Annotated in this window: 13 protein-coding genes and 1 pseudogene; 13 read left to right on the forward strand and 1 reads right to left on the reverse strand. The window is 64.6% G+C overall.

Annotated features, from left to right (window positions below):
* From EOA22_RS07820 to EOA22_RS07860, 9 genes are all read left to right on the forward strand, one after another.
* The coding region (locus tag EOA22_RS07820; protein ID WP_127389911.1) for a histidine kinase at nucleotides 1-1,171 on the forward strand (1,171 nt) is incomplete at its 5' end.
* Entirely contained in the window at nucleotides 1,171-1,893 is a 723-nt protein-coding gene (locus tag EOA22_RS07825; protein WP_027163049.1) for a response regulator transcription factor, read from the forward strand. The genes EOA22_RS07820 and EOA22_RS07825, both read left to right, overlap by 1 nt.
* 114 nt (nucleotides 1,894-2,007) lie before the next feature.
* Nucleotides 2,008-2,976 carry a YihY/virulence factor BrkB family protein gene (locus EOA22_RS07830; protein ID WP_245441347.1) on the forward strand — a complete coding sequence of 323 codons (969 nt, stop codon included), beginning with the start codon at nucleotides 2,008-2,010 and terminating at the stop codon, nucleotides 2,974-2,976.
* 195 nt (nucleotides 2,977-3,171) lie between these two features.
* Nucleotides 3,172-4,062, forward strand: coding sequence for an SMP-30/gluconolactonase/LRE family protein (locus tag EOA22_RS07835; protein WP_063170401.1), 891 nt, complete (start codon nucleotides 3,172-3,174; stop codon nucleotides 4,060-4,062).
* 95 nt (nucleotides 4,063-4,157) lie between these two features.
* Nucleotides 4,158-5,171: an ABC transporter substrate-binding protein gene (locus EOA22_RS07840; RefSeq protein WP_013528926.1), complete on the forward strand. Its 1,014-nt coding sequence runs from the start codon at nucleotides 4,158-4,160 to the stop codon at nucleotides 5,169-5,171.
* A gap of 49 nt (nucleotides 5,172-5,220) precedes the next feature.
* Entirely contained in the window at nucleotides 5,221-6,690 is a 1,470-nt protein-coding gene (locus EOA22_RS07845; RefSeq protein ID WP_063169505.1) for a sugar ABC transporter ATP-binding protein, read from the forward strand.
* Between the two features lies 1 nt (nucleotide 6,691).
* A complete protein-coding gene (locus EOA22_RS07850) occupies nucleotides 6,692-7,672 on the forward strand; it encodes an ABC transporter permease (protein WP_063169504.1) in 981 nt (326 codons plus the stop codon).
* Nucleotides 7,673-7,675: 3 nt separating this feature from the next.
* On the forward strand, nucleotides 7,676-8,623 hold the full coding sequence (locus EOA22_RS07855; protein WP_127389912.1) for an ABC transporter permease: 948 nt from the start codon (nucleotides 7,676-7,678) through the stop codon (nucleotides 8,621-8,623).
* A gap of 137 nt (nucleotides 8,624-8,760) precedes the next feature.
* Entirely contained in the window at nucleotides 8,761-10,827 is a 2,067-nt protein-coding gene (locus EOA22_RS07860) for a 3-hydroxyacyl-CoA dehydrogenase NAD-binding domain-containing protein (RefSeq protein WP_063169503.1), read from the forward strand.
* 5 nt (nucleotides 10,828-10,832) lie between these two features.
* Here EOA22_RS07860 and EOA22_RS07865 read toward each other — a convergent pair whose 3' ends face one another.
* Entirely contained in the window at nucleotides 10,833-11,639 is an 807-nt protein-coding gene (locus tag EOA22_RS07865) for a LuxR C-terminal-related transcriptional regulator (RefSeq protein ID WP_024504754.1), read from the reverse strand.
* 114 nt (nucleotides 11,640-11,753) lie between these two features.
* Between EOA22_RS07865 and EOA22_RS07870 the strand changes: the two genes are divergently transcribed.
* The 4 genes and pseudogenes from EOA22_RS07870 to EOA22_RS07885 form a co-directional block, all read left to right on the forward strand.
* The gene (locus tag EOA22_RS07870) at nucleotides 11,754-12,890 is read left to right on the forward strand and encodes an ABC transporter ATP-binding protein (protein ID WP_013528932.1); all 1,137 of its coding nucleotides are present in this window, start codon (nucleotides 11,754-11,756) and stop codon (nucleotides 12,888-12,890) included.
* A complete protein-coding gene (locus EOA22_RS07875; RefSeq protein WP_024504752.1) occupies nucleotides 12,871-14,034 on the forward strand; it encodes a spermidine/putrescine ABC transporter substrate-binding protein in 1,164 nt (387 codons plus the stop codon). The genes EOA22_RS07870 and EOA22_RS07875 overlap by 20 nt, the downstream gene beginning before the upstream one ends.
* Nucleotides 14,035-14,107: 73 nt before the next feature.
* On the forward strand, nucleotides 14,108-14,971 hold the full coding sequence (locus EOA22_RS07880; RefSeq protein ID WP_063169502.1) for an ABC transporter permease: 864 nt from the start codon (nucleotides 14,108-14,110) through the stop codon (nucleotides 14,969-14,971).
* Nucleotides 14,971-15,399 (forward strand): annotated as a pseudogene (locus tag EOA22_RS07885) (ABC transporter permease); the annotation flags it as partial. The gene EOA22_RS07880 and the pseudogene EOA22_RS07885, both read left to right, overlap by 1 nt.

Below are 15,399 nucleotides of genomic sequence, written 5' to 3' on the forward strand. Positions count from 1 at the left end.
CTCGCTCATCCCGCACGACCACATGGATCTGGCGGTGCTGTCGCATGATGGGCGCCGGCACGCCTGTTACGAAGCCGGCTTCCACACCAGCTGGAGCGAGCTTGCCCAGCATCCGCTGCCGACCGAAGTCAGCCCGATCCGCTCGGTGCTGTGGGGCGAAGTCCCCTATCTGCTCGCCGACGACGCGCTGAGCGACGAGCGGTTCCATTTCGCCACCGCTATCGATGGTCCGATCTTCGCCGCCAGGCTGCGCAGCCGCATCGTCGTGCCGCTCAGGGCGCGCGGCGGCATCATCGGCGCGCTCAACATCAGCCGGCACGAGGTCGACTGCTACACGCTTGCCGACGTCGCGGTCGCGCAGCAATGCGCCGACCTGATCGCGCCCTACATCTTCGCGCTGATCCAGACCGAGGAGGCGCGCCGCGCCATGCTGGCCGAGAGCGAGGCGCGAAATCGCGTCGAGCTGCTGCGCGTCGGCGCCTCGCAATTGACCGAAGGCATGGAGCGCGAACGCCGGCGCATGGCCATGGACCTGCACGACCAGACGCTTGCCGATCTCGCCCGCATCGCGCGCCAGCTCTCGGCACTTCGCGGCCAGGGCGTGGCGCGGGCAGCACAGCTTGCCGATCTCGAGAAGGAGGTCGCCGGCTGCCTGACGGAACTGCGCCACATCGTCGACGACATCCGGCCGAGCGTGCTTGAACTGTTCGGCCTGCGCGATGCGGTCGAGGCGCATCTCAACCGCAGCGTCGCCAGGGCCAAGCCGCCGATCGCCGTGCGCATCGCCGACACCAGCGACGGCGGCGCCGACAGCCTGTCGGAGCCAGTGCGGACCGCGCTCTACCGGATCGTGCAGGAAGCGATCAACAATGCCGTTCGCCATGCCGCGCCGCACCGCATCGACGTGCTGCTGGCGTCGACCGCGAGCGTGCTGCGGGTGATCGTGACGGATGACGGCCAGGGCTGCGGCGCCGTTGACCCGGCCGCGTATGGCGGCATCGGCCATATGCACACGCGGGCAGCCCTTATCGGGGCGCGGCTGCGCATCGGCCAGGCCGGCCGCAAGAACGGCGGCACCCGTGTCGTCGTCGAGATCGACCGCCAGCCATTACGGGAACTGGCGGCGGCTGCAACAATGCCTGGCGAACTCGCCGTATCGGAGGCCATGTGATGCTTGTGATGATCGCCGAGAATGACGGGCTGCACCGTAGCTTCGCGCGGCGGACGGTGGAGCAATTGTGGCCCGGTGACGTCGAGGTGATCGAAGCGAGCGACGGCGAGGACGCCATCAACCTGGCGACTGAGCGCGAGCCACTGCATGTCGTGCTCGATTTGCAGATGCCGAAGGCGACGGGAATCGAAGTTGCCAGGGCGATCTGGAACCGCCGCGCCGGCACGCACATCCTGTTCTGGTCGAATTTCGCCGACGAAGCCTATGTGCGCGGCGTGGCGCGCATCGTCCCGCCCGGCTCTGTCTACGGCTATGTGCTGAAATCGGCGACGGAGGAAGGCATGCGGTCCGCCCTGCGCGGGGTTTTCCGCGAAGGCCACTGCATCATCGACCGCGAGATCCGCGGCATCCAGCATCGCGTTCAGGACAAGTTCGAGGGCATCACCGACGGCGAATATGAAAGCCTGATCGACATCGCGCTCGGCCTGACCGACCGGGCGATCGCGGCACGTCGCGGCCTGTCGATCCGTGGTGCGCAGAGCCGCATCAAGCACTGCTACGACAAGCTCGGCATCGTGCCGGCGGAGGACGGCACCGGCGATGCTTCCGTGTTCAACTCGCGGACGCGGGCGATCTATCTCGCCATGGCGCGCGGCCTGATCAACATCGACGCACTGCGTCGCGAACAGGACCGGCTCGACGCCTGGCTGGCGGAGCACTGAAACAGCGGCGGCCACAAGCCGGAACATCGGAAGGTCCGGCGCATTGCTAGTGAACGCCAACTCAACGCCTGCGGATCCGAAGTGCGACCCTCATTTGCAGATTCATGGCACCTGGTGCGCGAAAGCGTCGTCGGTTTCATCGACGACAATGCGCTCAGCCATGGTGCGGCGATGGCCTTTTATGCCGCCACCTCGCTGGCGCCGATCTTGCTGATCGTGGTTGCGATTGCTGGTCTCGTCTTCGGCCACGATGCCGCACAATTGGCCTTGTCCGCGCAGATATCAGGGCTGATGGGACCGGAAAGCGCCGATCTCCTCAAGACTGCGCTGGAAAGTGCATCCGGCAGGCTGTACGGCACCTGGGCCGCGATCATAGGGCTGGTCACCTTGCTGGTAGCCGCTTCTGGCGTCTTCGGCGAAATGCAGCAGTCGTTGAACACAATCTGGAAGATCGAACCGCAAGGCAATTCCCTGTCGCGTCTGGTGAGGGCACGGGCCGCCAGTCTGGGGTTGGTGGCCGCACTCGGGTTCCTGTTGCTGGTCTCTCTCATCGCAAGCGCTGCGATTTCGGCACTGGGCGCTTTCATCAACGCCCATCTGCCGTTCGGAACGATCATACTCAGCGGGATCAACGGCGTCGTTTCGTTTGTGCTTATCGCCGTGATGTTTGCCGCCATTTACAAGGTTTTGCCCGATCGAACCCTGGAATGGCGCGATGTGGGAATCGGCGCTGTCGGAACCGCGGCCCTGTTCACATTGGGAAAATCGCTTATCGGCTGGTATATCGGCACCAGCGCGATTGCGTCGTCGTACGGCGCCGCCGGCGGACTGCTCGTGATTTTGCTCTGGGTTTACTACTCGTCGGAGATTTTCCTCCTCGGCGCCGAGTTCACGCGCGCCTATTCCGTTCGCCACGGCAGCCGGTCCGATCTGAAGAGGTTGGTTCACAGCCCTTTGTCCGTGCAGCACGGCTCAGCTCGAACACAACAGGAGTCCAATGCTGCTGGCGTGGTCGTGCTTGTGGCGGTGGCGTGCGCGAGCGCAACCTTGACCGCGCTTTTGCGAAGTGTTCGCCGGCCCTGATCTGACGTCGCCGGTATTCTACGCTCGATAGGCACGGGCGACTGTGCAAATGCACAGTCGCCCGTGCGCTTTGACCCGTATCGGCTCGTCGGGACCGCGCCTACGCTCTGCCCCAACAAGAAGACTGTATCGGGAAGCGCTCATGCCATTCGTCACCATGCGGAGTAGCACGGCTGTTCGCGCCGGGAGCCGATGATGTCGGTGCCGGCGCGTGCGCGCCATTCCGGTTTCGACGATGTCGTCGGCGATGCGCCGATCGAAACGCTGGCGAGCGGCTTCGGCTTCCTCGAAGGGCCGGTCTGGCATCCCTATGAGAAATGGCTGGTCTTCTCCGACATTCCGGAAAGCCGGATGTATCGCTGCAGTGCCGAGGGCGAGATCGAGCTGTTCCGCGAGCCGAGCCATAAGGCCAATGGCAACACGCTGGACCGCCAGGGGCGGCTGGTCACCTGCGAGCACGCAACGAGCCGCGTGACCCGCGCCGAGCCCAACGGCAGCGTGACCGTGCTGGCCACGCATCATCAGGGCAAGCAGCTCAACAGCCCGAACGATATCGTCGTTGCCACCGGCGGATCGATCTACTTCACCGATCCGGGCTATGGCCGGAGGGAGTTCTATGGCGTGCCACGCCCGCAGGAGCTGCCGTTCCAGGGCGTCTACCGCATCGATGGCGACGGCGCCCGGCTGACATTGCTGGCCGACGATTTCGGGCAGCCGAACGGGCTGTGCTTTTCGCTGGACGAGTCGCGGCTGTTCATCAACGACACCGAACGCGGGCACATCAGGGTGTTCGGCGTCGAAGCCAATGGCGACCTCAATGGCGGCGCGGTGTGGGCAGCAACCGAGGGCGACGGGCCGGGAGCGCCCGACGGCATGAAGATCGACAGCCGCGGCAATCTTTACTGCACCGGACCCGGCGGCATCCACATTTTCGACGCGTCGGGCACCATTCTTGGCGTCATCCGGACGCCCGAAGATTGCGCGAATTTCACCTTCGGCGACGACGATTTGCAAAGCCTCTACATTGCCGCGTCGACGTCGCTGTACCGGCTCAGGGTGCGCGTGCCGGGATTGAGACTGTTTTGAGCTCGCGACAATCCGTGCTCAAATCAGAGTTGGGAGTGAGGCCGGGTCAAAGCCGGTGGGAATACAGCAGTCAACACATCTGGGAGGATAACGACATGAAGAAACTGTTCGTTCTGGGCGCTCTGGCGGCAATGCTCGCTTCGGGCACGGCGCTGGCCGACACCAGTGGCAAGAAGATTGCTTTTTCCAACAATTATGCCGGCAATTCCTGGCGACAGGCGATGCTCGACAGCTATGGCATCGTCACCAAGAAGGCGGTCGCCGACAAGGTGGTCGGCGCGGCCGACATCTTCACCACCGCCGACAAGGAGGTGCCGACGCAAGCGGCGCAGGTGCAGAACCTGATCCTGCAGGGCTATGACGCCATCGTCATCAACGCTGCCTCGCCGGATGCGCTCAACGGCGCCATCAAGCAGGCCTGCGATGCCGGCATCACCGTCGTCTCCTTCGATGGCACCGTGACCGAGCCTTGCGCCTACCGCGTCGTCGTCGACTTCAAGGACATGGGCAAGCAGGAAGTCGAGCAGATGGCCAAGTTCCAGCCCAAGGGCGGCAATCTGCTTGAAATCCGCGGCCTTGCCGGCACCTCGATCGATGATGCCATCCATGCCGGCATCCTCGAAGGCGTCGCCGCCCATCCCGAGTTCAAGATCGTCGGTTCGGTGACCGGCGACTGGGACCAGACGACGGCGCAAAAGGCGGTGGCGACCATCCTGCCGTCGCTGCCCGACATCGTCGGCGTCGTCGATCAGGGCGGCGACGGTTACGGCGCCGCACAGGCCTTCGCCGCCGCCGGCAAGCCGCGCCCAACCATCATCATGGGCAACCGCCAGGACGAGTTGCAGTGGTGGAAGGAGCAGAAGGACAAGGACGGCTACCAGACCTGGTCGGCATCGATCGCGCCCGGCGTGTCATCGCTCGCCTTCTGGGTGGCGCAGCAGGTGCTCGACGGCCGCACCGATATTCCGCACGACCTGCTGGTGCCGTATCTGGCCTTCACGCAGGACGATTTCGAGGCCGAGCTGCCAAAGATCCCCAAGGGCGGCGTCGCCAGCCACGAATACACGCAGGAAGACGCGATCGCGGCCATCAAAGCCAACATCAAGTGAGTGTCGGCCAAGCGTTGCCGTCCGTATCGCCAAGCGAGTATCGTTGAGCATGCCCAGGGGTAACGCTGACATCATCAGACTGAACGGCGCCGAAAAGCATTTCGGCGCCGTTCGCGCGCTGGGTGGCGTGGATTTTCACGTCGGACCCGGCGAATGCGTCGGGCTCGTCGGCCACAATGGCGCCGGCAAATCGACGCTGATGCACATGGTGGCGGGCACGCTGGTGCCCGACAGCGGGCAGATCGGCGTGCATGGCGACACCGAGGACAACTACTCGGTGTCGCGCGCGCAGCAGCTCGGCATACGCTGCGTGTTTCAGGAACTGTCGCTGTGCCCCAATCTCAGCGTCGCCGAGAACACACGCATCAACCACGCTTCGCTGCGTGGCTTCGGCTGGCGGCGCAAGGCGGCCGAGCTGATCGCCGCCAAGCTCGACGAGATCTTTCCGGGTCATAGCATCTCGGCGTCGGACATTGTCGGCGACCTGTCGATCGGCCGTCGCCAGATGGTCGAAGTGGCGCGCGCCTTCACCGTCACCCAGGATCGTCTCGACCTCGTCATCCTCGACGAGCCGACATCGTCGCTCGACGCGCATACGGCGGGCCAGTTGCTGGCCTTCGTGCGCCGCTTCGTTGCCGGCGGCAAAAGCTGCATCCTGATCTCGCATGTGCTGGGGGAGGTGCTGCGCAACGCCGACCGCATCGTGGTGATGCGCGACGGCAAGGTGGTTGTCGCCGACGCCGCCACCGCCTTCGACCGTAACCGGCTGGTGACGGCGATGGGCGGCGCGGAAGCGCGCCAGAAGATCGCGGCGCAAATCGCTGCCGCCAAGCCCGCCGCCAGTCCGCTGAGGGTCCGGGCGCGGCCCGCCGCGCAGAAGGACGGCACCGACCTCGTCGCCTGCGCTGGGGAGATCATCGGCCTTGCCGGGCTGGCGGGCCACGGCCAGACCGATCTGCTGCTGGCGATCTTCCGCGGCGCCACGCGCGCCCGGGCCGGCATCGAGGTGACAGCGCCGGTGGCGCTGGTCGCCGGCGACCGCCAGTCGGACGGTATCTTTCCGGAATGGTCAATCGCCGAGAATATCGGCATCCGCTCGCTGGCGCGGCTGCGCAGCGGGCTGCTGATCTCGCCGCAGCGTGAGGCCGAGCTTGCTGCATTCTGGCAGAAGAAGATCGGCATCCGTACGCCTGATATGAACAACAACATTTTCTCGCTATCGGGCGGCAACCAGCAGAAGGCGCTGTTTGCGCGTGCGCTCGGCTCGGATGCACAGATCGTGCTGATGGACGACCCGATGCGCGGCGTCGACATCGGCACCAAGCTGGAGGTCTACGACCTCGTGCGCGAGGAGGCTGCCCGCGGCCGTACCTTCCTCTGGTACACCACGGAAACCGAAGAGCTCGACAATTGCGACCACATCTATGTCTTCAAGAACGGCCGCATCGTCGCCAATCTGCGTCGCGACGAGTTGACCGAAGAGAAGATCATCCAGTCCTCCTTCGGCGATGCGGCCTGAGATGACGGCGGCGACACTCGAAAACGGTCTCAAGGCGTCCGCGGCGCGCGGCAGCGCGGCACGCGCGCGCCTGCTGCGCGGATTGCTGCCGGCGCTGTCGCTGGCGTTGGTGCTCATCGCCATCGCCTGGCTCAACCCGCGCGCCATCAGCTATTTCGGCTTCAGCCTGATGCTGAACCTGGCGATCCCGATCGCGCTGGCGACGATCGCGCAGATGTTCGTCATCGCGGGCAACGAACTCGACCTGTCGATCGGCACCTTCGTCGGTTTCGTCGGCTGCGTCACCGCGACCTGGCTGAAGGACGCTCCGCTGATCGGCGTCGCCATACTGCTCGGCTCGATCGGCATCTATGCGCTGCTCGGGGCGCTGATCCATCTGCGCAATTTGCCGTCGATCGTGGTGACGCTCGGCATGAGCTTCGTCTGGCAGGGGCTGGCCATTCTCGTGCTGCCCAAGCCGGGCGGCAAGGCGCCGGACTGGCTGCTCGGGCTGATGGCGTTCAAGCCGCCTTTTGTGCCGTTCCCGATCATTGCGGCGCTGCTGATCGGCCTCATCGTCCATTTCGGCCTTATGCGCACCTCCTACGGCGTGATCTTGCGCGGCTCGGGCGGCAATCCGGCGGCGCTCGGTCGCGCCGGCTGGTCGCTGCTCCGAACCAAGATTGTGCTGTTTGCGCTCGCCGGCCTGTTCGGCGTGCTGTCCGGCATGGCGCTGATCGGTATCACCACCTCGGCCGACGCCAATATCGGCAATGGCTACACGCTGCTGGCGATCGCCGGCGTCATCCTCGGCGGCGGCGAATTCGTCGGCGGCCGGGTGTCGCCGATCGGTGCGGTGATCGGCGCGCTGACGCTGGCGCTGGCCGCCTCGCCGCTGCTCACCTTCATGCACATCCCGCCGGACTGGCAGGTGGCCGCCAACGGCGCCATCCTGATCATCGTGCTGGCGGCGCGCGTGCTGATCAGCCGCAAGGAGAGGTGAGCGATGACATCGGTGAGATCGCTGCTTACCAAACCCTGGATCTGGTCGTTCATTGGCGCCTTGCTGGTGTGGCTGGCGACGATCGCCTTCACCGGCGGTTATGGCGGGGGTGGCATGGTGACGGCAGCCCTTTCGCTGGCGGTATTCACCGTCATTGTCGGCGTCGGCCAGATGTTCGTCATCACGCTGGGACCAGGCAATGTCGACCTGTCGCTGCCGGCCAATATCGGCCTTGCCAGCGCCGTCGCGATGAAGGTGATGGACGGCAACGATTCCATGATCGCGGTCGGGCTTTTGGCGGCACTTGCCTGCGGGGCGGCGATTGGCGCCGCCAACTACCTGCTGATCTGGGCGCTGCGCATCCCGCCGATCATCGCCACGCTATCGGCCAGCTTCATCATCCAGTCGATCGACATCAGCTATGGCCGCGGGCTGCAGATCAAGCCGCCGCCGGGCTTCGCCGATTTTGCCAACTGGCAGGTGCTGGGCATTCCGGTGCTGGCGATCCTCACGGTATTGTTCACCGTCGGCGCGGCCATCGCGCTGCAGCGTATGATCTATGGCCGCTCGGTGCTGGCGATCGGCCAGAACATTCGCGCGGCGTGGCTGGCCGGTGTCAATGTCGGCCGCATCCGCTTCCTCACCTACACGCTGTCGGGCGCGCTCGGCGGCATCGACGGCGCGCTGCTCGCCGGCTATTTCCGCGGCGCCAATGTCGACATCGGCAACGAATATCTGCTGGCCTCGATCGCCGTCGTCGTCATCGGCGGCACGTCGGTCGCCGGCGGCAAGGCCAATGTCCCCGGCGTCTGGGGCGCGGGTTTGTTCCTGGTGCTGCTTTTGACCATGCTCAACACGTTTGGGGTGAGCGCCGGGGTGCGGTTGCTGCTGACGGGGCTGATCATCGTCGGGGTGATCACGGCGGCGGGCGGGCAGAAGGCGCTGCGGTAGCCTCCGCCTTCGTCGTCCCAGACACCTTCAAGGCCTGTAATCATTGTGCCAGGCCGACATCCGGTTCCCTTCGACGTTATGGCGCTGTAAATCCCGTTCGCGTGGCCACGGCCGCTGAATAATGCTGGGAGGTTTGCGTGTCCGATTTTGTGAAGGTCAGCCGCGACGGCGACGTTGCCGTCGTCACCATCGACAATCCGCCGGTCAACGCGCTGAGCTTCCATGTCCGCGAACCGCTGATGCAGGCGCTGGTCGAATTGCGCGACGATGCGTCGGTTGCCGCCATAGTCATTGCATGCGCCGGCCGGACGTTTGTCGCCGGCGCCGACATCACCGAGTTCGGCAAGCCGATGCAGCAGCCCGAACTGCGCGCCATCGTGGCGACGCTGGAAACCATCGCCAAGCCGACGGTCGCAGCCATCCACGGCACCGCGCTCGGCGGCGGGCTGGAGCTGGCGCTGGGCTGCCATTTCCGTGTTGCCGATGCCGGCGCCAAGCTCGGCCTGCCGGAAGTCAAACTCGGCCTGCTGCCGGGTGGCGGTGGCACGGTACGGCTGCCGCGCCTTGTCGGCGCGGTGAAGGCGTTGAAGATGATCGTCTCAGGTGCGCCGATCGGCGCGACCGAGGCGCACGCCGCCGGTCTCGTCGATGCCGTCTTCGAAGGCGATCTGACCACGCATGCCGTGAACTTCGCTGGGGAAATCGCCCGCAAGGGTGGTCCCTTCACGCCGGTGCGCGATCGCAATGATGGTCTCAAGCAGACTGATCTCGCGGCGTTCGACGCCGGGGCTGCGGATCTTGCCAGGAAAGCGCGCGGCCTCGAGGCGCCGATCGCTTGTGCGCAGTCGGTGCGCAATGCCGTCACGCTGCCGTTCGATGCGGCACTGGCGGCAGAGCGTGCGCTGTTCGTCAAGCTGGTCGCCAGCGACCAATCGCGGGCGCAGCGCCATCTGTTCTTCGCCGAACGTGAGGCGACAAAGCTTCCAGGAAAAGACGTCGTCAAGCGCAGGATCGCCCGCGTCGGCGTCATCGGTGCCGGTACGATGGGCGGCGGCATTGCCATGGCCTTCGCCAATGGCGGATATCCCGTGACCTTGCTGGAAACCAGCCGTGAGGCATTGCAGCGTGGCTTGGCGACCATCGACAGGAACTACTCGGTTTCCGTCACGCGCGGTTCGCTCAGCGACGACGCCAAGCGGGAGCGGCTCGCCCAGTTCAAGGGCTCCACCGACTATGCCGATCTCGCCGATTGCGACCTGATCGTCGAGGCGGTGTTCGAGGACATGGCGGTCAAGAAGGAAGTGTTCGGCAAGCTCGAAGCCGTGGCGAAGCCCGGCGCGATCCTGGCCACCAACACCTCCTATCTCGACATCAACGAAATCGCTGCCTCGACCTCGCGGCCGCAGGATGTGCTCGGCCTGCATTTCTTTTCGCCGGCCAATGTCATGAAGCTCTTGGAGATCGTGCGCGCCGAGAAGACCGCGCCCGATGCGCTGGCGACATCAGTCGACCTGGCGAGGCGGATCGGCAAGGTGGCCGTCGTGGTCGGCGTCTGCCACGGCTTCGTCGGCAACCGCATGCTTGCCGCGCGGGGCTCGGAATCGGAAGCGCTTCTTCTGGAAGGCGCAACGCCCAGCCAGATCGACCAGGTGTTCACCGATTTCGGCTGGCCGATGGGGCCGTTCCAAATGGGCGATCTCGCCGGTCTCGATATTGGCTGGCGCAACCGCAAGGCACGCGGCCAGAAAGCCGTGATCGCCGACACGCTGTGCGAACAAGGACGTTTCGGCCAGAAGACCGGCCGGGGTTTTTACCTCTATGAGGCTGGCGCGCGCACGCCAGTGCCGGATCCCGAGGTTGAAGCGCTGATCCGCGACAAGGCCGCCGAGAAGGGTATCGCACCGCGTGCGATCAGTGCGGAGGAAATCGTAGAGCGCACGCTTTACCCCCTGATCAACGAGGGCGCCAAGATCCTGGAGGAAGGCATAGCGGCCCGTGCGTCCGACATCGATGTCGTCTGGGTCAATGGCTACGGCTTTCCCATCGGCAAGGGCGGACCGATGTTCTGGGTTGGCCTTGAAGGTCCGGCCAGGATCATCGAGCGGCTCGAATACTGGCATCAACGGACGGGCAAGGATGTGTTCAAGCCGGCGCCGTTGCTGAAGCGGATGGCCGAGACCGGGTCGTGGGAAGCCGGCGGTTAGAGAGCCTACCGGATCCGTGCATCGATGATCTCGACGAAGCGCGCGAACAGGCCGGCCTGCGACTTGATCTTGAGCTTGCGGTAGATGTTGCGGCGATGGACTTTCACGGTTCCCGGCACGATGCGCATGGCGCGGGCGATCGACTCCGTCGAATGCCCCTGCAACACCAGGTCGACGACATGCTTTTCGCGCGGCGTCAGCGACAGGCTCTGCCAGATATGGGCGCGGTCGAATTCGTTGACCATAGCGGCCGTCTCGTCCTGCTTCGCTTCCGCCGTTTCGTCGGCCGGAAGAGCAGGCCAGCGCAACCTGATGAAGCTGATCACCGCGGGAGCCATGTCGCGCAGCAATCTGGCATCGGCGGTGCCGAAAGGGCCTGAAGCGCGCAGCCGCATCAGCGACAACACCAGCGCATCCTTGCCCGGCAGCGGCACGAAGAAGCCGACCTCCTCGGCCAGCCTGGTCTGGCTGTAATAGGAGCGGAAATACTCGCTGGCATAGAAACGGTCCGGCGCCAGCTCGCGCATGCGCCAGAACCCTTCCTTGCGCTCGACCGCAGCGTGATGGAACGGATCGAGCAGATACGGCCCTTCCTGATAGAGCGCGACGAACACATGGCTCTCGGTGGGCGAGAAGGTCTCGAACAGCAGCGGCGGGCGCGAGGCGCCGCGATAGCCGAAGATCACGCAGTGGTCGAATCTAACGTGCTGCCGCAGCCACTCGACCAGCGCCTGGCCAAAGAGATCGCCGCTGGTCTCCCGCGTCGTCGCGACGAGCGTGGCGAGCCGGCTGTATTCGTCGCTGCGGGACAATGCATACCCCCTTAAACGAGAAAATAGATCAGATATACCACCTGAGAGGTATATACTAGCCGCCATTGGCTCTGGTAGCGTTCCGATATTGCCCTGTTGCTGGAGCCATCAGCCTTGACCGCAGTGCCCGACATCGAATTTCGCGGCGTCACCAAGCGCTATGGCGCGGTGACCGCGGTCAGCGGCATCGATCTCGCTGTCCCGCCCTCCGCCTTTGTCGCGCTGCTCGGTCCCTCCGGCTGCGGCAAGACCACCTGCCTGCGCATGATCGGCGGCTTCGAACAGCCGAGCGAAGGCCAGGTGTTCATTCGCGGCCAGGACATGGCCGGCACGCCGCCCTACCGGCGGCCGGTCAACATGGTGTTCCAGCAATACGCGCTGTTTCCGCATCTCGATGTCGAGGACAATGTCGCCTATGGGCTGCGCCAGGCGCGGCCAAGGCTGTCTTCGCGCGAGATCGCCTCAAGGGCGGGCGAGGCGCTCGAAATGGTGCGGCTCGCCGGCTATGGCCGCCGCAAGATCCACGAACTGTCGGGCGGCCAGCAGCAGCGTGTGGCGCTTGCCCGCGCCCTGGTCAACAAGCCGGCGGTGCTCTTGCTCGATGAGCCGCTGGCGGCGCTCGACAAGAAGCTGCGCACCGACATGCAGATCGAGCTGCAGAACCTGCAGCGCGAGATCGGCATCACCTTCGTGCTGGTCACGCACGACCAGGAGGAAGCGCTGTCGATGAGCGATTTCGTCTGCGTCATGAATGGCGGTCGCATCGTCCAGCTCGGGCAGCCGAGCGAGATCTATGACGAACCGGCCGACCTGTTTGTTGCCGATTTCGTCGGCAAGACCAATCTCTTGAGCGGTACTGTCGCCGGGCATTCGGGCGATCTGGTGGAGGTGGCGCTTGCCGACGGCACCGTCATTGCGGCGCGCAAACGGACCGCTTTGCAGCAGGGCGAGGTCGTTTCGGTCAGCCTGCGTCCTGAATCGCTCAGTCTCGGCGCCCAGGCAAGCGGCCCATTCAAGGGCATCGTCCGCAACCGGATATTCCTGGGCTCGACGGCGGAATACGCGATCGAGGTCAAGGGCATCGGAACGCTGCTGGCCAAAGCCGATCACCTGATCGGTCACGGCAACCTCTTCAAGCCGGGTGAACCCGTCGCCATCGGCTTTGCCTCCGGAACGCCGCTGGCGTTTGCGGAGACCAAGAACAACGGGGCCAACCAGAGGGTAGATAAACATGTCGAAATCATATCGTGACGGACTGCCGATAAGCCCTGAGAATTTCGTCGACCAGCTGATGCGTTTGAAGCGCGGCTCGATCGGCCGCCGCGACTTCCTCGGCCTCACCGGCCTTGGCATTGCCACGGCGGTGATGGCGCGCGAGATCGGCATCATGCCGACACCAGCCTTTGCCGCCGAAAGCCTTGGCGACCGCATGTCGATCGCCACCTGGCCGAACTATCACGACCCGGCGACCTTCGAGAACTTCAAGAAGGACACCGGCGTTGCCGTCGAGGTCAACGTGTTCGGCTCCAATGAGGAGATGCTGGCCAAGCTGCAGGCCGGGGCCTCGGGCTGGAGCCTGTTCGTGCCGACCAATTACACGATCTCGACCTACAAGAAGCTCGGCATCATCGAGCCGCTGGAGATGGCGAAGCTGCCGAATTTCGACGGCTCGCAAGAGGATCCGCGCTTCACCTCGGAGGGCACGATCGATGGGACGATCTACGCCGTGCCGAAGAACTGGGGCACCACCGGCTTTGCCGTCAACACCAAGAAGCTGACCAAGCCGATGACGAGCTGGAAGGAGTTCTGGGACACCGCCATGGCGGAAGGCGACAGCCGCACCATGGTGCATGACTACCAGCTGACCACGATCGGCAATGCGCTGAAATATTACGGCTACTCGTTCAATTCGCTCAAGCAGGACGAACTGGCCAAGGCGGAGGAGCTGCTGCTGAAGGTCAAGCCGCATCTGTTCGCGGTCTCCTCCGACTACCAGCCGGGGATGCGCGCCGGCGACGCGTGGATGACCATGTGCTGGACGAATGACGGCGCGCAGCTGCATCGCGACATTCCCGAGATCGCCTATGTGCTGGGCAAGGAAGGCGGCGAGATCTGGACCGATTTCTATGCCATTCCGAAAGACGCGCCGAACAAGCCCGCCGGTTACGCGCTGCTCAACTACCTGATGAATCCGCAGGTGGCGGTGAAGGAGCATTTGGCCAATGGTGCGCCGTCGACCGATGCGCGCGTCAACAAGCTGCTGCCCAAGGAGGTGCTCGACAACCCGATCCTCTATCCGGCAGCCGACCTGTTGACGCCGCTGGAATTCGGCGCGGCGGCAACGTTGACCGATCCGGGCCGCGCCGAATTGATGGCGCGCTTCAAGTCGGCCTGAGCGACGGCCTCAAATTCGACTCAGATAATTTGACCGGCGGGTTTATGCCCGCCGGCACCGGGGCAATCTTTCCATGCACGGCAGCCGTCTTCGCAGGAATTTTCTGACCGCCATGCTGCTCGGTCCGGCGACCGCGTGGCTGGTGGTGTTCCTGGTGCTGCCGTTCATCGCCATCGCCGTGTTCAGCGTCGGCGAACGCGCACCGGAAGGCGGCTATCAGGCCGCCTTTACGCTGGCGCAATATGCCAATCTTCCGGCGCGGGCGACCGCCTTCTGGAACACCATGGTGCTGGCGCCGGTGGGAGCGCTCGCCTGCCTTCTCGTCGCTTATCCCGTTGCCTACTATCTCGCCTTGCGCGCGCCGCAGCGCTGGCGGCTGATCCTGCTGGCGCTGGTCGTCATTCCGTTCTGGACCAGCCTGCTGATGCGGACCTATGCCTGGATGTACATTCTGGGCGGGCGCGGCATTCCGGCGCTGCTCGCCTTTGTCGGCATCGAGGATGTCAGGCTGATCAACACGCCGGGCGCGGTGCTGCTCGGCATCGTCTATGGCTACCTGCCGTTGATGATCCTGCCGATCTATGTCAGCCTCGAACGGCTTGACCGCAGGCTGCTGGAAGCCTCCGCCGATCTCGGCGCCACGCCACTATCGACTTTCCTGGGCGTGACCCTGAAACTGTCGTTGCCGGGCGTGATGACCGGCTTCTCGCTGGTCATGATCCTGCTGCTCGGCGAATATCTGATCCCGACGCTGCTTGGCGGCGGCAAGGTGTTCTTCATCGGCAATGCGCTGGTCGACCTGTTCCTGCAATCGCGCAACTGGCCGTTCGGATCGGCCATCGCCATCACGCTGGTGCTGGTCTCGGTGGAGGTGCTGATTGCCGCAAACCGCATTTCGACCCGAGTTTCGGGCGCGCGCCGGGTGGATCTGATCTGATGCGGGCTTTCGTCATTGCGGTGTTCGCTTTCCTCTATCTGCCGATCGCGCTGGTGGTGCTGTTTTCCTTCAACGCCGGCCACCATGCCAGCGAGTTCACCGGCTTTTCGGTGCAATGGTACGGCAAGGCACTGGCGAACCCGTTCCTGGTCGAAGCGCTGAAGAACAGCCTGTTCATCGCCACCACCAGCGCCTTGCTGGCGGCGCTGTGCGGCACCGCGGCGGCACTCGGCCTGGCGCGCGTCGGCGTGCGGACCCGCGCGGTCTTCGACGCACTTCTGGGCGCCGCGATCGTCGTTCCGGGCGTCGTGATCGGCATTTCGACTCTGGTCGCGCTCGTCCAATTGTTCACCGTGGTCAATCCGTTCCTCGCCTCGATCTGGCCGGACGACCAGCCGCCGCGGCTGGCGCTCGGCTACGGTTCGATC

The organism is Mesorhizobium sp. M7A.F.Ca.US.014.04.1.1, from assembly GCF_003998745.1.
Classification (GTDB): domain Bacteria; phylum Pseudomonadota; class Alphaproteobacteria; order Rhizobiales; family Rhizobiaceae; genus Mesorhizobium; species Mesorhizobium ciceri.